The sequence below is a fragment of the Cohnella sp. GCM10027633 genome, assembly GCF_042675445.1.
Taxonomy (GTDB): domain Bacteria; phylum Bacillota; class Bacilli; order Paenibacillales; family Paenibacillaceae; genus Cohnella.
The window spans coordinates 134,400-155,808 of sequence record NZ_JBHTGV010000003.1; the positions used below are offsets into that span (position 1 = coordinate 134,400).

The following is a 21,409-nucleotide window of genomic DNA, read 5'->3' on the forward strand; positions in this document are numbered from 1 at the left end:
CTGAAGTTTATTCGCCGTCCGCTTCCGCGCGGGCTCGTTCCGCTTCCAGCCAGCGTCGTTCCTCCGCCGTCAGCTCTGCCGCGTCGAGCAGCTCCGGTCGTCGCGCGAGCGTGCGCGACAGCGATTGCCGCCGGCGCCACTTCCCGATCTCCGCATGGTGGCCGGATAGCAGCGCATCGGGCACCTTCCATCCGCGAAACTCCGCGGGTCGCGTATAGTGCGGATATTCGAGCAACCCGTCACTGAACGAATCGGTAACGGCCGAGGTCTCGTTGCCGAGGACGCCAGGAAGCAGACGTACGACCGCGTCGATGACGACCATCGCCGGCAGCTCGCCGCCCGTCAGCACGTAATCGCCGATCGACAGCTCGTCCGTCACGAGATGCTCGCGGATACGCTCGTCATACCCTTCGTAATGGCCGCAGACGAAGATCAGATGGTCTTCTTCGGACAGCTCGCGCGCTTTGCGCTGCGACAGCGGCTCGCCCTGGGGGCACATGAGGATGATGCGAGGCGGTTTGGCCGCATCGCCTTCGCCCGAAGCCGATCGTTCCGCCACGACGTGCTCCGCGGCGCCGAAGATCGGTTCCGCCTTCAGCACCATGCCTCCGCCGCCGCCGTAAGGCATATCGTCTACGGTGTTATGCTTATTGTTCGAGAAATCGCGGAAATTCACCGTGTTCAGCGACACGATGCCCTTGTCCCGCGCCTTGCCCAGAATGCTCGTCCCGAACACGCCGACGAACATCTCCGGGAATAACGTCAATACGTCGATACGCATTCGTTACAGCAGCCCTTCCATCAGATGCACTTTCACTTTGCGCGCGGAGATGTCCACGTCCAGCACGACGTCGTCGATGACCGGAAGCAGCAACTCCTTGCCCTTCGCCATCTTGACGACCCAGATGTCGTTCGCTCCGGGCGACATCGTGTCCGTAATCGTGCCGAGCGTCTCGCCGTCCTCGGTGACGACCTCGCAGCCGATGATGTCGCGAACGTAATATTCGCCCTCTTCGAGCGGAACCCGGTCGGCTTCGGACACTTTAAGCTCCCAGCCTTTGTACTTTTCGACCACGTTAATATCGTCGAAGCCTTTAAGCTTTAGCACGTACATTTTTTTCTGCTCGCGCGAGGAGACGACCTCGACGCCGAGGGGATCGCCGGATTCCGGCGGATGAAGCATAAGCTTGGTGCCCGGCTTGAATCGTACCTCCGGGAAGTCCGTCTGCGGCCATACTTTCACTTCGCCGCGGATGCCGTGCGTGTTGACGATTTTGCCGACGTTCAGCAAGCGCTCTTCCGACAATGGAAGCAGCTCCTTTCGGGAAAAAAACTTCAGCTTTTATCATAGCGTACGCCCGTTATTCCCGCAAATCGAAAAAAAAAGAACCGGACCGCATCGCTGCGCCCGGTTCCGCCGTTATTCAGAAACAATATCCACGATGACGCGCTTCCGCTCCTTAACGGCGGCGGAAGAGACGACCGTGCGTACCGCTTTCGCGATCCGCCCCTGCTTGCCGATTACTTTGCCGACATCGTCGGGATGAACGGAAAGCTCGTACACCAGGCCTCTCGCGTCTTCCTTGACCTGAATTTGCACGTCTTCCGGATGATCCACGAGTGCTCGGGCGATGACCCGAATCAATTGTTCCATGGTTCAACCCTCCGGTATTAGGACGATTACTTCTGGAGCTTGGATTCGTGGAATTTCTTCATGACGCCGGCTTTGCTCAGCAGGTTGCGAACGGTATCGGACGCTTGCGCGCCGTTTTGCAGCCATTTAAGCGCTTTTTCCTCGTCGATTTGCACTTGCGCTGGCGCAGCGACCGGGTTGTACAAACCGATCTCTTCGATGAAGCGGCCATCGCGCGGCGAACGGGAATCGGATACGACTACGCGGTATACAGGAGCTTTGTGAGCGCCCATACGTTTCAGACGGATACGAACTGCCATGTTAACTTTCACCTCCTTGATATAGTGAATCTTCGTCAGGCTCGAACTAACTCGCCCTTGATGAAATAAAATGGGGAATCGATTCTATGCTTGGTTAGAACGGGAATCTCGGTTTATTCTTGCCGCCGAACATATTCTTCAGCGCGCCCATGCCGCCTTTCGGCTTGCCGTTCGGGCCCATCATGCCGGAAAATTGCTTCATCATCTTCTTCATGTCCTCGAATTGCTTCAGCAGACGGTTGACGTCGGCGACGGTCGTGCCGCTGCCGGCGGCGATCCGCTTGCGTCGGCTGAAGTTGATGATGTCGGGCTTGAGCTTCTCGGCGTGCGTCATCGACTTCGCGATCGCTTCCGTGCGCTTGATCTGCTTCTCGTCGATCTTGAAGTTCGGATTGCTCTTCAGCTTGCCCATGCCGGGCATCATATCGAGAAGCTGCTCGAGCGGACCGAGGTTGCGTACCTGCTCCATCTGCTCGAGGAAGTCGTAGAAGCTGAATTCCGCCGTGCGCATCTTGCGCTCGAGTTCCTTCGCTTTGTCCGCGTCGATGTTCGTCTGCGCCTTCTCGATGAGCGACAGCATGTCGCCCATGCCGAGAATCCGCGAAGCCATCCGGTCGGGATGGAACGCCTCGAGCTGGTCGATCTTCTCGCCCGTGGAAGCAAACTTGATCGGGCATCCGGTGACGGCCTTGACCGACAGCGCGGCGCCGCCGCGCGTGTCGCCGTCGAGCTTCGTCAGCACGACGCCGGTGAGAGCGAGCTGCTCGTGGAAGCTCTTCGCGACGTTGACCGCCTCTTGACCGGTCATCGCGTCGACGACGAGGAGCACTTCGTCGGGATCGACGGCCGCATGAATATCCTTGATCTCCTGCATGAGATCTTCGTCGATCTGCAGGCGGCCCGCCGTATCGATGATCACGTAATCGTGGCCTTCGTCCTTCGCGCGCTGCACGCCTTGCTTCGCGATCTCGACCGGGCTAACCTGATCGCCGAGCGTGAATACCGGCACTTGGATTTGCCCGCCGAGCACCTCGAGCTGCTTGATCGCCGCCGGACGGTAGATGTCGCCCGCTACGAGGAGCGGCTTATGCTTCTGCGATTGCAGCAACTTCGCCAGCTTGCCTGTCAGGGTCGTCTTGCCCGCGCCCTGCAGACCGGCCATCAGGATAACCGTGGGAGGCTTGTTCGCCTTCGCGAGCTTCGCTTGTTCGCCGCCCATGAGCTCGGTCAGCTCTTTGTTGACGATGTCGATGATGACCATGCCCGGGGTGAAGCTCTTCACCACTTCTTGGCCGATCGCGCGCTCCTTCACCTTGGCGATGAAATCTTTGACGACCTTGAAGTTCACGTCCGCTTCGAGAAGCGCCAAGCGAACTTCTCGCATCGCTTCGTTAACGTCGTCCTCCGTGACCTTGCCTCGGCCCTTCAGCTTGCCGAATACGTTCTGGAGTCTCGTTGATAATCCTTCGAACGCCATATTCCCATCCCCCCTTCGGAACGGATACTTGCCTTGCCTATGCTTCTGCTCTCCTGAGCATATTGATCGTTTGTTGAATGTCCTCGCGGGCTTGCGGCTGCAGTCCGGTTATCTGTCGCTCGAGCTTGTCGAGCCCGGCTTGGAGTTGATCGTGCCTGGCGGCTAGCCCCAGCTTCGATTCGTAATCCTCCAACGCTTGCTCCGCCCGCTTCAGATGCTCGTACACCGCTTGGCGGCTAATGTCGAAGTCCGCGGCGATCTCGCCGAGCGAGTAATCGTCTTGGAAGTAACATTTCAGGAACGTCTGCTGCTTCTCCGTCAATAACGGTCCGTAAAAATCGAACAGCACGTTCATGCGGTTCGTCTTCTCCAGCGCGTTCTGTCCGTGCACGTCGGCTGCCCCTTTCGTTATTGCCAGTCAAGGCAAATACCTTTACAGCCCAACCACGTTCTTAATCATACGCAAACGCCAAAAGGATGTCAAGGTGTTTTCCTTAACATCGCAAGGATGACGATTCGATTGCTCGCCGGCACCGGTGTTATCGTCACTATCCCTTCGCGTCAGGCGGGATCGTAACGCTTATGCGAATTCCAGCAGCTTCTGACGTAAAGGGATAGTGACCATAAGTGACACCCCCCGATAACGCGTACTTCCGCTAAAAAAAGATACCGAGCGCGCCTACGGCACGTTCGGTATCTTCTTCTATGTTCCTATCAAAGGCCGCTTATTCGGCTTTCTCTTCCCCGCCCGCCGCGTCGCCTTGGACGAGCCCGGCGAACAGCGCGTGCACGAACTGCTCGGCGTCGAACTCCTGCAGGTCGTCCATCTTCTCGCCGAGACCGACGAACTTGACGGGCAGCGACATCTCGTTGCGGATCGCGATGACGATGCCGCCTTTCGCGGTGCCGTCCAGTTTCGTCAATACGAGGCCCGTGACGCCGCTCTTCTCGCCGAACAGCTTCGCCTGCGAGAGCGCGTTCTGGCCGGTCGCCGCGTCGAGCACGAGCAGCGTCTCGTGAGGCGCGCCGGGAATTTCCCGCTGGATGACGCGGTGAATCTTCGCCAGCTCTTCCATCAGGTTCGACTTGTTCTGGAGACGTCCGGCCGTGTCGCAGATAAGCACGTCGACGTTCCGCTGCTTCGCCGCCTGAACCGCGTCGAACATGACCGCGGCCGGGTCGGAGCCCGAATGTTGCTTAATGACGTCGACGCCGACGCGCTCGCCCCATACTTCGAGCTGCTCGATCGCGCCCGCGCGGAACGTGTCGCCCGCGGCCAGCAGCACCTGCTTGCCTTCCTGCTTGTAACGCCATGCCAGCTTGCCGATCGTCGTCGTCTTGCCGACGCCGTTCACGCCGACGAACAGGATGACGGTAATGCCGTTCGGATTGCCGCGCAACCCGGCGTCTTCCCCGCCTCCGCGCAGCATGTCGACCAGCTTCTCCGACAAGATCGGCTGCAGCTCCGCCGGATTTTCGATTTTCCGCTTCTTCACTTCGTCCCGCAGCTCGTCGATGAGCGCCATGACCGTGTTCACGCCGACGTCTGCGCCGATCAGGATCTCTTCCAATTCCTCGAAGAACGCTTCGTCGATCTTCTGGCGGCGCGAGAACAGCTCGGCGACTTTACCGAACGCGTCGCGAGTCTTCGCGAGACCGCCGATGAACTTGCTCGTCACCGCTTCCGTCTTGGAAGAGATCGCTTCCTTCAGCCTTTTAAAAAAACTCATCGCTTGTTTCCTCCAACCCGTCGTTCAATTCGTCGGCGTTATGCCGTGGCGGTCATTTCCTCGGTATCCTCGAGCCTTACGGACACGAGCTTCGATACGCCGCCTTCTTCCATCGTGACGCCGTACAGCACGTCGGCTTCTTCCATCGTCCCTTTGCGGTGGGTAACGACGATGAACTGCGTCGAATCCGAGAACTCCCGCATGTATTGCGCGTAGCGCGATACGTTCGCTTCGTCGAGCGCGGCTTCGACTTCGTCGAGCACGCAGAACGGTACAGGCTTCACGTTCAGTATCGCGAACAGCAGCGCGATCGCCGTCAGGGCGCGTTCGCCGCCGGATAGCAGCTGCAGGTTCTGCAGCTTCTTGCCCGGAGGCTGCGCGACGATGTCGATGCCGGTATCGAGCGGCTTATCCGGCTCGGCGAGCACGAGATCCGCGCGTCCGCCGCCGAACATCCGGGAGAACACGACGACGAAATGCTTGCGAATCTCGGAGAACGTCGTCAGGAACCGCTTCGACATCTCTTCGTCCATCTCTCGGATAATGCCATGCAGCTTCGTCTTCGCCTCGATCAAGTCGTTCTCTTGCTCGGATAGGAACTGATAGCGCTCGAACACGCGCTTGTACTCCTCGATCGCGCCGAGATTGACGTCGCCGAGCGACGCGATCTTGCGCTTCATGTCGCGCACCTCGTGCTGGGTCGACACGACGTCCTCGGGAACCGGATATCTCTCCTTCGCGAGCTCGAAGCCGATCTCGTACTCCTCGGTCAGCTTGCGCAGCAAGTTGTCGAGCTCGACGTCCATCCGGTTGACCGCGATCTCGGCTTGACGCAGCCCTTCCTCGACCGTCCGCAATTTCGAGCGCTGGTCCTTCGTCTCGCTCTCTTTGCGCTCGAGCTCGCGATGCTTGTCCGCGCGGTCCGCGCGGCCCAGATCGATCGTCTCGGTCAGCCGCTTCTTCTCGATGCGAAGCTCGTTCAGGCGTTCCTTCTGCTGGACGAGCTGCTCTTCGTTGCGTGCCGACTCCTCCGCGTTGCCCGCGAGCGCCTCTTGCAGTTGCTTCAGCTCCGCGGACAACCGCGAGAGCTCTGAACGTCCGCGCGCCGATTGCTCTTCGATCGCGCCGCGATCCTGCTCGAGACGCGCGATCGAGATCTTCAGATCGGTCAGCGACGATTGCAGCTCTTCCTTCGCGCTCGCGCTGCGCTTGCGCAGCTCCTCCGCCTCGCGAATGCGCGCCTGAATCTGTTCTTCCTCGAGGACGAGCGCGGCCAACCTGGCGTCCGCTTCCTCGCGGGTGGACGACAGATTGCGGGCTTCGGCGTCGAACGCGGCTTTCTCGCCTGCGAACGCGGCTTGCTGCTCCTCGAGCTGCCGCTCTTCGCTCTTCAGTTGCGACCGCTCCGCGCCGACTTGCTGCTCGTTAAGCCGCTCCTTCTCGCCTTGCTCCCTTAATTGCTCGATATTTTGCGAGACTTGCGCGATCTCCTTCTTCAAGTCGTCGACTTCCGCTCTCGCGGTGCGATGCGCGGCTTCGGTGTCCGCGATCTCGCGAGCCAAGTCGTCCAGCTGACGCTGGCGACCGAGCAAGCTCGACGATTTCTTCTGCTGGCTGCCACCCGTCATGGAGCCGCCCGCATTAACGACGTCGCCTTCCCGCGTAACGACGCGGTACCGGTATTGCAGGCGCGAGGCGATTCGGTTCGCTTGCTCCAGCGTCTCGGAGATGAGCACGTTGCCGAGCATGCTGCCGACGATCGCGGCGTATTGCGGCTCCGAGCCGACGAGTTCCGAAGCGACGCCGATGAAGCCTTCCAGCTGTTCCAGCTGGCGGCGGTCGCTATCCGGCAACGTCCGCGGACGGATGACGTCGAGCGGCAGGAACGTCGCGCGTCCCGATTGCCGTTGCTTCAAGTGGGCGATGGCCGCGCGGGAGCACTTCTCGTCTTCCATGACGATGTGCTGCAACGCGCCGCCGAGCGCCGTCTCGATTGCCGTCTCCAAATGCGCGGGAACGCTGACGAGCTCCGCCACCGCGCCGTGCACGCCGTGCAGGTTGCCTCGCTTGGACGCCTTCAGCACTTCGCGAACGCCGTGCTGGAAGCCGTCGTAGTCGTCCTGCAGCTCCTTGATCGTATCGCGGCGGGAGACGAGCGCCTCGCGTTTCTGGTCGAAACGGCGGACGGCCGCTTGCGCTTCGTCGACTTTCCGTTGCAGCTCGGCCGACCGGGCGCCTTCGGAGACGTACCGGTCGCGCACTTGCTCGAGCGCCGCGGATACGGCCGCGAACCGCTCGTCGAGCCCGACTCGCTTCGCGAGAAGTCCCGCATGCTGCTCCGCCAGTCTCGCTTCGTCCTCGGCGATGCGCGCCATTCTGCGCTCTAGCACTTCGCGCTGGCCTTCGCCGTAACGAATGTCGTTACGCGCTTGCGCCATCGCGTTCAGCGTATCGAACAACTCCGCCTTCAGCTTCTCTTCGGCTTCCGTGCTGCCGTCGGCAAGCGCCAGCTTCTCTTCCTCGGACGCCAGCCTTGCTTGCAGCCCGGCCAGCTCCGCGTCCAGCGCGTCGCGCTTGGCTTTGAATGCCGCGGCTTCCGCGGTCGCTTCCGCATGACGCTCGGAAGCCGACGCGATCGACTGGGCGAGCCCTTCGCGATTGCGCTCCAGGTTCGCCTTGCGTTCCCCGAGCAACTCGCCGTAACCTTCGGACTTCTCGGTCTCTTCGGAGCAATGGAGCAGCTCGTCCTGCAGCTTCGCCAACACTTCCTCCGAGCGCTGAAGCGCGAGCCGCTCTTCCTCGAGCAGCGCGTCGTGCTTGCTCACGAACGTCGACAACGCCGTCTGCTCCTCGCGGAGCGACGCCAGCCGTTCGTTCGTTTGCGTCCATGAAGAGTGCACGCCCTCGATCTGGTGAACATAGAGCGCGATTTCCTTGTTCTTCAAGTCTTCCTTCAGCAGCTTATACGTTTCCGCCTTCGCCGATTGCTCCTTGAGCGGTTCGATCTGTCCGTCCAGCTCGCTCACGAGGTCGTGGATACGCAGCAGGTTGTTCTCGGTATCTTCGAGCTTCTTCTGCGCTTCCTTCTTGCGGCTCTTGTACTTGACGATGCCCGAAGCTTCCTCGAAGATGCCGCGGCGGTCTTCCGAACGCGTGCTGAGAATTTCCTCGATGCGTCCTTGTCCGATGATCGAATAGGCTTCCCTGCCGATCCCCGTGTCCATGAACAGCTCGGTGATGTCCTTCAGACGGCACGGCTGCTTGTTGATGAGATATTCGCTTTCCCCGTTCCGGTGCACACGACGCGTGACGGTTACTTCGCTGAAGTCGAGAGGGAGCCCCTTGTCGGCGTTGTCCAGCGTCAGCGACACTTCGCCGAAGTTAACCGCCTTCCGAGAATCGCTGCCCGCGAAAATAACGTCCTGCATGTTGCCGCCGCGAAGAGACTTGGCGCTCTGTTCGCCGAGCACCCAGCGGATGCCGTCGGAGATGTTGCTCTTGCCGCTTCCGTTCGGTCCGACGACGGCCGTAATGCCGCGCACGAACTCCAGCTCCGTCCGGTCCGCGAACGACTTAAACCCGGTCAGCTCGATTCTTTTCAAAAACATAAGGATAATTACTCCTCTCGAGTCGGTCGGTCCATGATCTTGCCTCGCCGGCGGTTGCGCCGGTAATAACGCGGTTTTATCGTGTTACTGCTCTCCACGGCACCCGTTTCGGCGAAATAGCGCGGTTTTACCGTGTTACTACACTCCGTGTGACGTGTTTCAGTGAAATAACGAGGTTTTATCGTGTTACTGCGCTTCGCGGGGCGTGTTTCGGCGAAATAGCGCGGTTTTATCGTGTTACTGCGCTCCATGGCACGAGTTTCGGCGAAATAGCGCGGTTTTATCGTGTTACTGCGCTTCGCGGGGCGTGTTTCGGTGAAATAACGCGGTTTTATCGTGTTAGTGCGCTCTGCGTCGCCCGTTTGCGCGAAAGAGCGCGGTTTCGCCGCGTACCTTCACTCGACTTCGCCCGGCGCGGGCTGCCGAAGCACCTGCCGCATCGCTTGGGAAGCCGCTTGTTGCTCCGCTTCCTTCTTCGAGCGACCGGAACCCTTGCCTAGCCGCTGCTTGCCGATGAAGACGACGGCGACGAACTCGCGGTCGTGCGCCGGTCCCCGCTCCTCGACGATCCGGTAATCGAGCGGCCCCATCGCCAGCTGCTGCACCTTCTCCTGAAGCTCCGTCTTGTAGTCCTTGCGCGGCGCTTCCCCGTCTTCCGGCAACTGCGAGAACAAGTGGCTCTCCAGAAACTTGCGAACGGCAACGAGTCCCTGATCCAAGTACAGCGCTCCGACGAACGCTTCGAACGCGTCCGCCAAGAGCGACGGCCGCGTGCGGCCGCCCGTTTGCTCCTCCCCTTTGCCGAGCAGCACGACTTGCCCGAAATCGAGCGCCTCGGCAAAACGGACAAGCGACGGTTCGCAGACGATGCTGGCCCGCAGCTTCGTAAGCTCCCCTTCCGGACGATCCGGATAGCGGCGATACAAATATTCGGACACGGTTAGCTGCAGCACCGCGTCGCCGAGAAATTCCAGCCTCTCGTTGTCCGGCAATCGCGCGCCCCGTTGTTCGTTCACGTAGGACGTGTGCGTGAACGCTTGCTTCAGCAACGCGACATCGCCGAACGTAATCTTCGTCCGTTCCTGCAATCTGTCTATACTTTCGCTCATGTCGTCACCTCGCGTACGTTACTTCCGTGAAGCAAGCGGCGTAAAACAAAACCGACGCAGACGGCATAAGCCGCCTGCGTCGACGTTCACGCGCTCGTTGTACAACTAGTCTTCGTATTTACGCAAGATGATCGTCGCGTTGTGTCCGCCGAAACCGAAAGAGTTCGACAGCGCGATCTTGACGTCGGCTTCGCGAGGCACGTTCGGAACGAAATCGAGATCCAGCTCCGGATCTTGATTGTCCAAGTTCGCGGTCGGCGGGATGACGCCGTTCTGCAGCGTCAAACCGACGATGACGGCTTCTACGCCGCCCGCAGCGCCGAGCAAATGACCGGTCATCGACTTCGTCGAGCTGACCGCCAACTTGTAAGCGTGTTCGCCGAACACTTTCTTGATCGCCGTCGTCTCGGATTTGTCTCCGACGGGCGTCGACGTGCCGTGCGCGTTAATATAATCGATCTCCTCGGGCGCGATGCCCGCGTCCTTGAGCGCTTTGTTCATGCTGCGCGCCGCGCCTTCCGGATCCGGCTCGACCATGTCGTAAGCGTCGCCGCTCATGCCGTAACCGATTACTTCGGCATAGATGCGCGCGCCGCGCGCATTGGCGTGCTCGAGCGACTCGAGCACCATGACGCCGGAGCCTTCGCCCATGACGAAACCGTCGCGGTCGATGTCGAACGGGCGGCTTGCTTTCTCGGGCTCTTCGTTGCGCGTGCTCATCGCTCTCATCGAGCAGAAGCCCGCCATGCCGATCGGACGGATCGTCGCTTCCGCGCCGCCGCAGATCATGACGTCGGCGTCGCCGCGCTGAATCATCTTGAACGAGTCGCCGATCGAGTGAGTGCCCGTCGCGCAAGCCGATACGGCAGCCGTATTCGGTCCTTTCGCGCCGGTAATCATCGAGATCTGGCCGCTGGCCATGTTCGCGATCATCATCGGAATGAAGAACGGGCTAACTCGGCGAGGGCCTTTGTTCATGAGAATCGTATGCTGGTCTTCCCAAGTGCCGAGTCCGCCGATGCCGGAGCCGACGACGACGCCGACTTTCTCGGGATCCGCGTTCTCGCCGATGCGCAGTCCCGCGTCTTCGACGGCCATTTTGCTGGCCGCGACGCCGAACTGGACGAACCGGTCCATCTTGCGCAATTCTTTCTTGTCGATATAGGCGGCCGGATCGAAATCCTTGATCTCCGCCGCGATTTTGGTCGTATATTCGGATGTATCGAAAGCTTCAATCTGGCTAATGCCTGATTTGCCGGCTAATAGGTTGTTCCATAACGTTGGTAAATCGGATCCGAGAGACGTAACGACTCCCATACCGGTAACCACGACGCGGTGCTTCAAACAGATTCACCTCTTCAGGGTATTTCGCTCGTCTACTCGCTTACGAGAATAGACGCTTGAATGTGGAGAAGTCCCGTTAGGATAACGGGACCCGATCGATCATTACGCATGAGATGATATGTATTTAACGACTTCTCCCACCGTTGTGATCTTCTCTGCATCCTCGTCTGAAATCTCCAAGTCGAATTCGTCTTCGAGTTCCATTACGAGTTCTACCACATCGAGAGAGTCAGCGCCTAAGTCGTCTTTGAAGGATGCTTCGGCGGTTACTTCCGCCTCTTCAACACCCAGGCGTTCGATAACGATGCGTTTCACGCGATCATAAACATCGGACATCCGGTTCACCTCCCTTAACGTATTATAAGTGATACATGGACAAAAAGCCAGCACGCTCTCGCGCTGAACCGCGCGAACCGTAAGGCAAAAGCAAGCTCCACGCTATCGCGCATCGACACCGCCTGCGCGCCCCTCCGGGAACCGTGAGTCTTACGTCTTACATATACATTCCGCCGTCGACGTGTATCGTCTGGCCGGTCATGTACGATGCCGCGTCAGAAGCCAAGTAGACGACGGCGGCCGCGATATCCTCCGGACGGCCGAGACGGCCGAGCGGAATGTCGCCCGCGATCTTGTTCTTCGCCTCTTCCGGCAGCTTGTCGGTCATGTCCGACACGATGAAGCCCGGCGCGACGGCGTTCACGGTAATGCCCCGCGATGCCAACTCCTTGGCGGCGGACTTCGTCAATCCGATGACGCCCGCTTTGGCGGCGACGTAGTTCGCCTGCCCGGCGTTGCCGAGCACGCCGACGACGGACGAAATGTTGATGATGCGTCCCGAACGCTGCTTCATCATCGGCCGCGTCACGGCTTTCAGACCGTTGAACACGCCTTTGAGGTTCGTCTCGATGACGTCGTCGAAATCTTCTTCCTTCATGCGCATGATTAGGTTGTCACGGGTAATGCCGGCGTTATTCACGAGAATGTCCAGCTTGCCGAACGCTTCGAGCGCCTTGGCCGTCATCTCTTCGAATTCCGCCGTCTTGCCGACGTTCGCCTTGATCATGATCGCCTTGCGTCCGAGCGCTTCGATCGCCTTCACGGTTTCCGCCGCGGCCGCTTCGCTGCCGGAATAGTTGACCGCGACGTCCGCTCCCGCTTCCGCGAGCCCGATCGCGATCGCGCGGCCGATGCCGCGGGAAGCTCCGGTGACGAGCGCGCTCTTGCCGCTCAAGTCCCACATTGCCATCGTCCCTTCACCCTCTCCTCCATCGTCGCCTCGCGGCGCCTGGCCTAGCTTCGCTTATTGCGCGATCGCGCCCGCTGCCGCCGCGGCCGTATTGACCGACACGACTTGAACGGACTTGTCGACTTTCTTGATCAAGCCGGCGAGCACCGTGCCCGAGCCGATCTCGACGAACGTGTCGACGCCTTCCGCGATCAGGAACTTGATCGTGTCTTCCCATTGCACGGGCGATACGACCTGCTCCACGAGTAAGCCGCGCAGCTCGTCGCCGCTTGTGACCGGCTTCGCGTGCACGTTCGCCACGACCGGTACCGAAGCGTCGCCGAACGCGACCTTCACCAGCTCCGCCGACAGCTTGTCCGCCGCCGGGCGCATCAGGCTGGAGTGGAACGGTCCGCTCACCTCGAGCGGAATGACGCGCTTCGCGCCGGCTTCCTTGCCGCGGGCTACGACTTCCGCAACGCCTTCCGCGGAGCCGGATACGACGATCTGCCCCGGGCAGTTGACGTTCGCCAGTTCGACGACGCCCGCTCCTGCAGTAATGTCCGCGCACAGCGCCGCGAGAGCATCGCGCTCCGCGCCGAGCACGGCCGCCATCGCGCCTTGCCCGCTAGGCACCGCTTGCTCCATGAATTGCCCGCGAGCGCGGACGAGCCGGATCGCGTCCTCGAACGCGAGCACGCCGGCCGCGACGAGCGCGCTGTATTCGCCGAGCGAATGTCCCGCGACGTAGTCCGGCTTCACGCCTTGCGAGCGGTAAGCTTCCAGCAGAGCCACGCTCGTCGCGAGCAGCGCCGGCTGCGTGTTCGCCGTCTGGCGAAGCTCCTCTTCCGGACCTTCGAAGCTCAGCTTGCTGATCGGGAAGCCGAGCGCCGCGTCCGCGCGTTCGTAGATGTCGCGGGCTTCCGCGTTGCTCTCGTAGGCGTCCCGTCCCATGCCGACCGCTTGCGCGCCTTGGCCGGGAAACACGAATGCGATTTTACCCAAGCTAGATTCCCCCTACCAGATCATTACGGACGCGCCCCACGTCAATCCGCCGCCGAAGCCGACGAAGACGAGACGATCGCCCTCCTTGATTCTGCCTTCCTCTACGGCTTCCGCCAGCGCGACCGGAATCGACGCGGCGGACATGTTGCCGTACTTGTCGATATTAACCATGCACTTGTCTCTCGTCAGATTCAGACGATCGAGCGCGGATTGAATGATGCGGATGTTCGCTTGGTGCGGAATGAGAAGATCGATGTCTTCCTTCCCGAGGCCGGCTTTGGCCAGCGCCTCTTCCGCCGCGCCGCCCATGATGCGGACGGCGAATTTGAACACCTCGCGGCCGTTCATCTCGATGAAGTGCCGGCGATCGGCAACCGATTGCTCCGTGGAAGGAAGACGGGAACCTCCGCCGCAGATGCGCAGCAGCTCGCCGCCGGATCCGTCCGCGCCGAGTTCGAACGACTTGAAGCCGCGTCCTTCCGGAACTTCGCCTAGCACGACGGCTCCGGCTCCGTCGCCGAACAGAATGCACGTATTGCGGTCGTTATAGTCCGTAATTCGCGACAGGGACTCCGCCCCGACGACGAGAACGTGCTTGTACATGCCCATTTTAATGAATCCGGTTGCATTCGCTAGCGCATATATGAATCCGGAGCAAGCCGCGGACAGGTCGTAAGCGGCCGCTCGTTTGGCTCCCAGCTTCTCTTGAAGCAGGCAAGCCGTCGAAGGGAAGAACATGTCGGGCGTTATCGTCGCGACGATGATCAGGTCGATGTCCGCCGCCGTCAAGCCGGCCGCGGCGATTGCCCGCACCGACGCTTCGTAAGCCAAGTCGGACGTCGCCTGCCCTTCGGAGACGATCCTTCTTTCCTTGATTCCGGTCATCGTGACGATCCATTCGTCGTTCGTTTCTACGATCTGTTCCAGTTGCGCGTTCGTCAGCCGGTTGTCGGGCACGTACTTGCCCGTGCCGAGAATGCCCACGGATAGGTCTTTCATGCGCGTTCGTCTCGCTTTCCGCTGAATTCTTCGGATAATGCCGCGATCAGGCCGTTGCCGATCGCCGTGCGCGTATGACGGATGGCCGTCTTCATCGCCTTGGCGTCCGACGAACCGTGGCCTTTCACGACAAGGCCGTTAACGCCGAGAAGCGGCGCCCCGTTATACTCGTTGTAATCCATCCGGTCTCTGACCCGGCGGAAGCTCGGCTTCAAGATCGCCGCGGCGAGCTTCGACTTCCAGGACGACGTCAGCTCTTCCCGCAGCAACGAGAAGATTGTCGTCGCGGCGCCTTCGAACGCCTTCAGCATAATGTTGCCGGAGAAACCGTCGCAGACGATGACGTCGCAAGCGCGGCTGAGCACGTCGCGCGCTTCGATATTGCCGACGAAATTGATCGGCGCTTGACTAAGCAGGTCGAACGCCGCCTTCGTCAGCTCGTTGCCCTTCGCTTGCTCCGTGCCGACGTTCAGCAGCCCGATGCGCGGCCGCTTCAAGCCGTGCACCTTTTCCCTATAGATTGTCCCCATCAACGCGTATTGTAACAAGTGTTCCGGCTTCGCGTCCATATTCGCGCCCATATCGAGCGCGAGCACGCCGACGTTGTCGGTAGACGGGAACATCGGGGATAGCGCCGGACGATCGATGCCGTTCATCCGTCCGAGCACGAGCAGGCCGACCGCCATGAGCGCGCCCGTATTGCCGGCGGAGATCATCGCGTCCGCCTTGCCTTCCTTCACGAGGCGGCCGGCGACGACCATCGACGAATTCGTCTTGCGTCTGACCGCTCTAACCGGCTCGTCGCCCGTCTCGATGACTTCCTCGGCCGGCTCTACCGTCACGTTGGACGGCGGATTCGATCCGAGCAGCGGGGTCAGCGCCTCCGGCTTGCCTACAAGAATAAATTGGGTGTCCGGCCATTCGGCCGCGGCCGTAAGAGCGCTCTCGACTTGCGCCCTGGGGGCGTGGTCGCCGCCCATCGCATCTATCGCAATCCGCAATGCAGGTCACTCCTCTTATGTTTTCGATTCCCCCGCGGATCGGTATATAACGAAATTCCCTTGGAATACCATTTCTTCGCCGACGTAAGTGAATACGTCTACTTTGGCCTTCTGTCCGCCGCTCGATCTCACGTACGCCTTCGCGATGCACTTCTCCCCGAGCTTGACCGAACGGACGAAGCGAATGTCGGCGGAAGCCGTCAGCGCGATCTCGTCGTTGATGACCGCCACGGCCAGCGAATTCGCCTGCGCGAATACGTGATGGCCCCTGGCGATGCCGCTGCGGGAGAATACGTGCTCTTCGTTCATCTCGAACAGCGAGATACCGCTCTTGTCGAGCTGCAGGTCGACGATATCGCCGATCACCTCGTGAAGAGGCAACGACCGGACGGAGTCGTGCGATCGCTCGGCCATCAGCTTCAGTCTTTCCCGAAGCTCGGGTATGGCGAGCTCTAGCCGGTCTAATCGAATCGTTTGGATGCTGACCTTCAGCAGCCTTGTCAGCTCCCGGTCGGTGAGGAACGGGTTATCGTCCAGCAGCCGGCTAAGCTCCTGGTGACGCTGTCGTTTCGGAAGCCGTTCCAACGCTCACCACCGCTTTCCATTATGTATAGCTTCTAATACCTGGTGCCAAAAAGAGTATAAAGAAAAACGCGCCCGGTTGCAACGAGGAGATCGCCTTCCCGCCCATTATGGGCCGGTAACGTTTTCTCCGCCGCCGCTCCTGACGCGCTTAAGCATTATTGCTTGATGACTTCGCGAGCTTTGTACGTACCGCATACTTTGCAAACGCGGTGCGCCAATTTTTGTTCGCCGCAGTTATCGCATTTCACCATGCCCGGAACGACCAATTTGAAGTGCGTCCGACGCTTGTTTTTGCGGGATTTAGATGTTTTTCCAAAAGGTACTGCCATTGTTCCCACCTCCTTATCAGAGTCCTGAGCTTACGACTACTCTTGCTGGGGTTTAAACCAATCTTGTAGCGCCGCGAGACGGGGATCGATCTTCTCCGTGTTGCAGCCGCACGATTGTTCATTTCGATTCGCACCGCATTCCGGGCACAGCCCTTGGCAATCTTCCTTGCACAGGGGCGCGTACGGCAATTGGACGATCAGCTCCTGGGCCAAGAAAGGCGCAAGGTCGATCCGATCGGTCGCCGCTACCGGAATGGCTTCGTCTTCCTCATCGAACTCGGCTTCCGGATCCTCGACGATCTTGTACTGTTCGTCGAACGATAGGACGAACCGCTTCTCCGCCTGATCCAAACAGCGCGAGCATTGCAGGCGTACGTTGCAGGAGAGCTGTCCGTTGACGAATATGATGTCGTCAGCGGGCTGCGCGGTCAGCTTGAACTCGAGCGGGCCGAGCGGAACGTAATCCGCGTTGCCGCGCAAGATGTCCGCCGCGTCGAGCGTCCCTTGCAGTTGAACCGGCAATTGCCGGGCTACGAGCTCTTGTACGTTAAGCAACAATGTTATCACTCCAAACAAACAAAAATTATTATATCGAGTTTCCCGTACTTTTGTCAACAATTTCAGCGCGACAGAACTTTGTCCGCATCTTCGTTTCCGCTTGGCGGAGCGGTTCGTTTCTTTATTTGACAGCCCCGTGTTATATTGTGGCAGACGGCATTACCATTATCGCGTCAAAGGAGCCCCGCATGTCAACCGTAGGCATAGTCGTAGAATACAATCCGCTTCATAACGGTCATCTCTATCATTTACAGCAATCGCGGAAAATAACGGGCTCGGACGCCGTCGTCGCCGTCATGAGCGGCGACTTCCTCCAGCGCGGGGAGCCGGCGATGGCCTCCAAGTGGGCGCGCGCCGAAATGGCGCTTCTCGCGGGGTGCGATCTGGTGCTCGAGCTGCCTGTCGCCTATAGCGCGCAGCCGGCTCAATGGTTCGCCTACGGCGCCGTCGCGACGCTCGAAGCGACGGGCGTCGTCGATTCGCTCTGCTTCGGCAGCGAGAGCGGGGACATCGAAGCGCTCGACGCGGTGGCGTCGCTGCTCGCGGAGGAGCCTGCTTCGTTCTCGGACGAGCTCGGCGCGCGGCTCAAGCAAGGCTTGCCGTATCCGACGGCGTTCGCGGAAGCGGCGCAGTCGTATTTGCGCGATCGTGGGCTGTCTCATCTCGCCTTCTCGCTCGAACAGCCGAATCATACGCTCGGCCTTCATTATTTAATCGCTCTTCGGAAGCTCGGCAGCCGTATCGTTCCTTACAGCGTCCGCCGCGAGAAATCCGAATACGGACAGACGGACATTACCGACGTTCGCATCGCCAGCGCCACTGCTCTGCGCAAAGTGTTGTTCGGCGATCCCGGCGCGGGTATGATTGCGGGTTCGCTGGACGAGTTGGCGCCCTACGTGCCCGAGACGACGCTCGGCGTGCTGCGCCGGGAGATCGACGCGGGAAGGGCTCCCTTGAGCTGGGAGCATTATGCCCGGCCGTTGTTCCACCGGCTGTACGGGTTGGATGCGGCGGCGCTCGGCGAATTCGCCGAAGTGACCGAAGGGCTCGAGCATCGCATTCGCGGCGCGTTGCCGGAGCTAGGCGAGCTGTCCGTCGGGGCGCTGCTCGACGCGCTGAAGACGAAGCGGTACACGCGAACGAAGCTGCAGCGGACGCTGCTTCGGATTCTGCTCGGGCACGGCAAGGAATTGCTCGCGCCGGACCGGTTGGCGGCGGGCGTGCAGTATGTGCGCGTACTCGGCTTCACCGACCGTGGCCGCAAACTGCTCGGGAGAATGCGCAAGTCCGCCTCGGTGCCCGTCGTCGACTCGGCCGCCCGCGGCGAATGGCCCTACTTGGCGCTCGACGCTCGCGCTTCGGCGATGTACGCTCTCGCGTATCGGGACGCGAGCGCGGCCGATCCGCTGCTGGACTATAAGAAGCCGCCGATTCAAGTTCGCTGACGCTTAGGCGAAATCGGGACATGTTGGTCTATCCTCTCCCCTCGGTACGTACATTGTAATGTATTTCCGCCCGAGGGGAGTTTTGCGTCCATGGACAAGCCTACGAACCGCAGACGTTACGCCGCCTTATCGGTGGCGATGGGCTTGGTGTCTCTTCTCGTCGTCGCCGGCATCGTCTATTCGCCCGGGGAAGCGTTCCGCGCCTCCTTGACGGGCTTGCAAATCTGGTGGCAGAACGTGTTCCCCGGCTTGCTCCCGCCGCTCATGCTCGCGGACCTGCTAGCCGCGTCGGGATTGCTGCACGGCGTTGCCGTCATGGCTGAACCGCTCACGCGCGGTTTGTTCCGGCTTCCCGGAACGTCCGGCTGGGCGATCGCTTTCGGCTGGTCGGCAGGCATACCCGCGGGCGCGAAAGAAGCGGCGAGACTGAAGGAGCGCGGCATGCTTCGGGACGAGGACGTCGATACGGTACTGCTCGTCTCCCACCTGCCCAATCCGTTCCTCGTCATCCTCGTCGTCGGCTGCGGCTTCCTTCATTCCGCACCGCTCGGCTGGTCGATCGCGCTCGGCTTATGGCTGTCCGCCATCGTCTCCGGCGTTCTATGGGCGAGAATCGCCAAGCCCAAGTCGCCGAAGCTCCCCTCGTCGCCGGTGCGCGAACCTCGAGCGTTGCTGCGGCGCGCGTTCCGAGCCGCCCTGGAAGCCCGTCAAGACGACGGTCGGCCGTTCGGCAAGCAATTGGCCGACTCCGTCACCCACACCGTCGCGACGCTGATGACGATCGGCGGACTCATGATGATGAGCGCCGTCGTTATCCGCCTTATTCAGACTTGGATTCCCGGCAGTGATCTCTGGATCGCTTTCCCCGGACTATACGAGATGCATCTCGGCGCCTACGAGAGCAGCCGATCCGCCCTATTCTCCGCCGCCCCCGTGTCCGCTGCCGCGCTGCTCGCCGCGGCGCTCGCCTGGAGCGGCTGGAGCGGCTTGCTGCAGGCGCGCGCCGCCTTCGGATTGAAGGACAAGTTCCCTTGGGCCCGACTGATCTGCGGCAGGCTGCTGCACGGCGCGATCGCGCTGCTCTTCACGTACGGAATCGCATTGACGCTCACGTCCAAGCCGGTGTCCGATTTCCTGTACGCGCTATGGCCGACCCGCTGGGCCTCGCTCGAAGCGTGGTCTTCCGCCGCTCCTTGGCCTAGCGGTTGGGAACGGTTGCCCGATACGATCGCCGTCACGCTCGTCAGCTTCGCGATCTTCCTTCTGCTCGCGCTGACCGCCGCGCTCATTCGTCCGCGGAAGCCTGAGAGGCGGGAGAAGTAACTCATTCTCTATTAACCGACTCCGTGCGGACACGGAAGCCTCTATTTCTTGCAAAACACCCATCTTCTCCATGCTATCGGACACCAGAGATCCTATTCGCCTAGAAAGCGTTAGCCAACGACTGGTGCGTTACGAATAAGGGCTCCTGAGTCCGCGACAACCCCCAACCCAGCCGACTATCAACGAATAACGCCCCTCCTGTCCGCCGAACAGACGAAAAAGCTGCCCCGCCGGCTCGATCGCCGGAATGGGCAGCTTTGTATTTTCGCGCGAGCTCTTTACGGCTTGACCGTACCCGCATCATACTTCTTATGTAACGCGGCCTCGATCGCCGGCGGCACGAGGTCTTGCACCGGTCCGTTGAACTTGGCGATCTCCTTCACGATGCTGGAGCTTAGGTACGAATACTTCGGATTCGTCATCATGAACACCGTCTCGATGCCTTCGTCCAGCTGCCGGTTCGTGGATGCCATCTGCAGCTCGTATTCGAAGTCGGTCACCGAACGGATGCCGCGCACGATCACTTGCGCCCTGCGCGACCGCATGTATCTCACGAGCAAATCGCGGAAGCTGTCGATCTCCACGTTCGGCAGATCGCGAGTGACGTCGGCGAGCAGCTCTTTGCGCTCGTCCACGCTGAACAGCGGGCTTTTGGACGTGTTATTGAGAACCGCGACGATGAGACGGTCGAATTGCTTCGCCGCCCTTCGAATGATGTCGAGATGGCCGAACGTTACCGGATCGAAGCTGCCCGGATAAACCGCTATGCGATGCTCCGGCTCATGATTCGTCTGATGGGGACTCATCCGATACTTCCTCCTTCGTGGCCGTGTCGACGTCGGCATGCTCCGTCTCGGCTTCATGGATATAGCGGTAGATCGACAATGCGATATCGCCGTACACGACGTGTCTCGTCCGCTCGAATCGACCGTAGTTCTCTTCGTATTTCACTTCAGGGCTGTGCTCGACGACTGCGATCGCCCTATCGGCGACAAGGCCTCTCGACGCGGCTTCGAGCAGCAACTCCCCGCAGTTCGTCATCGCGTAAGGCGGATCGAGGAACAGCAGATCGAACGGTTTGCCCTGTCGTTCAAGCAGCTTCAGCGCCCGGCTCGCGTCGTTGCGATACACTTCCGCTTTGCCGGCCAACCGAGTCGATGCCAAGTTTCCTTTAACTACTTCGATGCTTTTCGCGTTCGCGTCGATGAATACCGCGTGGTCCGCCCCTCGGCTTAGCGCCTCGATGCCGAGTCCGCCCGTACCCGCGAATAAGTCCAGCACGCGGTCCCCGTCGAAATACGGGCCGATGATGCTGAACATCGATTCCTTCACTTTGTCCGTCGTCGGACGGGTATTGTTGCCCGGTACCGCCTTCAGCGGATGCCCTTTGGCTTGTCCGGATATGACTCGCACGTATTCAACCCCTGATCGTTCTGCGCTGCGTCTTGCAATGCGCTTTCATAGCTGTCAGTAATGTTACCATAATCCGCCGCCGCGCAAAAGATCGATATATGAAGTCGCGCGTCCCGCAAGCGCGCATCCGTTACTTTTTTTCCGCCGTTACGTATATTTTCCTCCGCCCGGGTCACAATGATAGTACCGGCGCCGAGAGGCGTCGGGGATAACCGCGGAGAAGACTTACGTTTCCCCATAAGCTCTTCGTCCGGTTTCTCCTCTCCCATGAAGGGCCCCGTAGCGATACGGGGCTCGACTTTTTG

At 60.3% G+C, this 21,409-nt stretch carries 23 protein-coding genes; 2 read left to right on the plus strand and 21 right to left on the minus strand.

Annotation, left to right across the window (positions count from 1 at the left end; translation table 11 throughout):
- Window positions 1-7 precede the first annotated feature (7 nt).
- The 18 genes from trmD to ACFQZG_RS09795 form a co-directional block, all read right to left on the minus strand.
- Complete coding sequence (gene trmD / locus ACFQZG_RS09710) at window positions 8-781, minus strand: tRNA (guanosine(37)-N1)-methyltransferase TrmD (protein WP_378151848.1); 774 nt, start codon at window positions 779-781, stop codon at window positions 8-10.
- 3 nt (window positions 782-784) lie between these two features.
- Complete coding sequence (gene rimM / locus ACFQZG_RS09715) at window positions 785-1,306, minus strand: ribosome maturation factor RimM (RefSeq protein WP_378151850.1); 522 nt, start codon at window positions 1,304-1,306, stop codon at window positions 785-787.
- 114 nt (window positions 1,307-1,420) lie between these two features.
- Window positions 1,421-1,654: a KH domain-containing protein gene (locus ACFQZG_RS09720; RefSeq protein WP_256761457.1), complete on the minus strand. Its 234-nt coding sequence runs from the start codon at window positions 1,652-1,654 to the stop codon at window positions 1,421-1,423.
- Between the two features lie 26 nt (window positions 1,655-1,680).
- Complete coding sequence (gene rpsP / locus ACFQZG_RS09725; RefSeq protein WP_378151851.1) at window positions 1,681-1,953, minus strand: 30S ribosomal protein S16; 273 nt, start codon at window positions 1,951-1,953, stop codon at window positions 1,681-1,683.
- Between the two features lie 94 nt (window positions 1,954-2,047).
- Entirely contained in the window at window positions 2,048-3,430 is a 1,383-nt protein-coding gene (ffh, locus tag ACFQZG_RS09730; protein ID WP_378151853.1) for a signal recognition particle protein, read from the minus strand.
- Window positions 3,431-3,467: 37 nt separating this feature from the next.
- Window positions 3,468-3,785, minus strand: coding sequence for a YlxM family DNA-binding protein (gene ylxM / locus ACFQZG_RS09735; protein ID WP_378152552.1), 318 nt, complete (start codon window positions 3,783-3,785; stop codon window positions 3,468-3,470).
- Window positions 3,786-4,155: 370 nt separating this feature from the next.
- Entirely contained in the window at window positions 4,156-5,160 is a 1,005-nt protein-coding gene (gene ftsY / locus ACFQZG_RS09740; RefSeq protein ID WP_378151855.1) for a signal recognition particle-docking protein FtsY, read from the minus strand.
- Window positions 5,161-5,198: 38 nt separating this feature from the next.
- Window positions 5,199-8,768, minus strand: coding sequence for a chromosome segregation protein SMC (gene smc, locus ACFQZG_RS09745; RefSeq protein WP_378151857.1), 3,570 nt, complete (start codon window positions 8,766-8,768; stop codon window positions 5,199-5,201).
- A 395-nt stretch (window positions 8,769-9,163) separates the two neighbouring features.
- Window positions 9,164-9,877 (minus strand): ribonuclease III, encoded by a 714-nt coding sequence (gene rnc / locus ACFQZG_RS09750; protein WP_378151859.1) that lies wholly within the window; start codon window positions 9,875-9,877, stop codon window positions 9,164-9,166.
- A gap of 105 nt (window positions 9,878-9,982) precedes the next feature.
- On the minus strand, window positions 9,983-11,221 hold the full coding sequence (fabF, locus tag ACFQZG_RS09755) for a beta-ketoacyl-ACP synthase II (protein ID WP_378151861.1): 1,239 nt from the start codon (window positions 11,219-11,221) through the stop codon (window positions 9,983-9,985).
- Window positions 11,222-11,323: 102 nt separating this feature from the next.
- Window positions 11,324-11,557, minus strand: a complete 234-nt coding sequence (gene acpP, locus ACFQZG_RS09760; RefSeq protein ID WP_378151863.1) for an acyl carrier protein — start codon at window positions 11,555-11,557, stop codon at window positions 11,324-11,326.
- Window positions 11,558-11,714: 157 nt separating this feature from the next.
- On the minus strand, window positions 11,715-12,461 hold the full coding sequence (gene fabG / locus ACFQZG_RS09765) for a 3-oxoacyl-[acyl-carrier-protein] reductase (RefSeq protein ID WP_378152554.1): 747 nt from the start codon (window positions 12,459-12,461) through the stop codon (window positions 11,715-11,717).
- Window positions 12,462-12,521: 60 nt separating this feature from the next.
- The gene (gene fabD / locus ACFQZG_RS09770; RefSeq protein ID WP_378151865.1) at window positions 12,522-13,451 is read right to left on the minus strand and encodes an ACP S-malonyltransferase; all 930 of its coding nucleotides are present in this window, start codon (window positions 13,449-13,451) and stop codon (window positions 12,522-12,524) included.
- A gap of 12 nt (window positions 13,452-13,463) precedes the next feature.
- Window positions 13,464-14,450 (minus strand): beta-ketoacyl-ACP synthase III, encoded by a 987-nt coding sequence (locus ACFQZG_RS09775; protein ID WP_378151867.1) that lies wholly within the window; start codon window positions 14,448-14,450, stop codon window positions 13,464-13,466.
- Window positions 14,447-15,451: a phosphate acyltransferase PlsX gene (gene plsX, locus ACFQZG_RS09780; protein WP_378151869.1), complete on the minus strand. Its 1,005-nt coding sequence runs from the start codon at window positions 15,449-15,451 to the stop codon at window positions 14,447-14,449. Before plsX ends, ACFQZG_RS09775 begins: the two co-directional genes overlap by 4 nt.
- A 15-nt stretch (window positions 15,452-15,466) precedes the next feature.
- A complete protein-coding gene (fapR, locus tag ACFQZG_RS09785) occupies window positions 15,467-16,036 on the minus strand; it encodes a transcription factor FapR (protein ID WP_378151871.1) in 570 nt (189 codons plus the stop codon).
- A gap of 155 nt (window positions 16,037-16,191) precedes the next feature.
- Window positions 16,192-16,365, minus strand: coding sequence for a 50S ribosomal protein L32 (gene rpmF, locus ACFQZG_RS09790; protein ID WP_378151873.1), 174 nt, complete (start codon window positions 16,363-16,365; stop codon window positions 16,192-16,194).
- 36 nt (window positions 16,366-16,401) lie between these two features.
- On the minus strand, window positions 16,402-16,923 hold the full coding sequence (locus tag ACFQZG_RS09795) for a YceD family protein (protein WP_378151875.1): 522 nt from the start codon (window positions 16,921-16,923) through the stop codon (window positions 16,402-16,404).
- 188 nt (window positions 16,924-17,111) lie between these two features.
- On the opposite strand from ACFQZG_RS09795, the gene ACFQZG_RS09800 reads away from it, so the two are divergent.
- Both ACFQZG_RS09800 and ACFQZG_RS09805 read left to right on the plus strand, forming a co-directional pair.
- Window positions 17,112-18,368: a nucleotidyltransferase gene (locus tag ACFQZG_RS09800; protein WP_378151877.1), complete on the plus strand. Its 1,257-nt coding sequence runs from the start codon at window positions 17,112-17,114 to the stop codon at window positions 18,366-18,368.
- Window positions 18,369-18,458: 90 nt separating this feature from the next.
- Window positions 18,459-19,691, plus strand: coding sequence for a nucleoside recognition domain-containing protein (locus tag ACFQZG_RS09805; protein ID WP_378151879.1), 1,233 nt, complete (start codon window positions 18,459-18,461; stop codon window positions 19,689-19,691).
- A 278-nt stretch (window positions 19,692-19,969) separates the two neighbouring features.
- Here ACFQZG_RS09805 and coaD read toward each other — a convergent pair whose 3' ends face one another.
- The 3 genes from coaD to ACFQZG_RS09820 are packed head-to-tail and all read right to left on the minus strand — an operon-like array spanning window position 19,970 to window position 21,373.
- Window positions 19,970-20,497 carry a pantetheine-phosphate adenylyltransferase gene (gene coaD, locus ACFQZG_RS09810; RefSeq protein ID WP_378151881.1) on the minus strand — a complete coding sequence of 176 codons (528 nt, stop codon included), beginning with the start codon at window positions 20,495-20,497 and terminating at the stop codon, window positions 19,970-19,972.
- Window positions 20,472-21,104, minus strand: coding sequence for a 16S rRNA (guanine(966)-N(2))-methyltransferase RsmD (gene rsmD / locus ACFQZG_RS09815; protein WP_378151883.1), 633 nt, complete (start codon window positions 21,102-21,104; stop codon window positions 20,472-20,474). Before rsmD ends, coaD begins: the two co-directional genes overlap by 26 nt.
- Complete coding sequence (locus tag ACFQZG_RS09820) at window positions 21,065-21,373, minus strand: hypothetical protein (protein ID WP_378151885.1); 309 nt, start codon at window positions 21,371-21,373, stop codon at window positions 21,065-21,067. The genes rsmD and ACFQZG_RS09820 overlap by 40 nt, the downstream gene beginning before the upstream one ends.
- Window positions 21,374-21,409 lie beyond the last annotated feature (36 nt).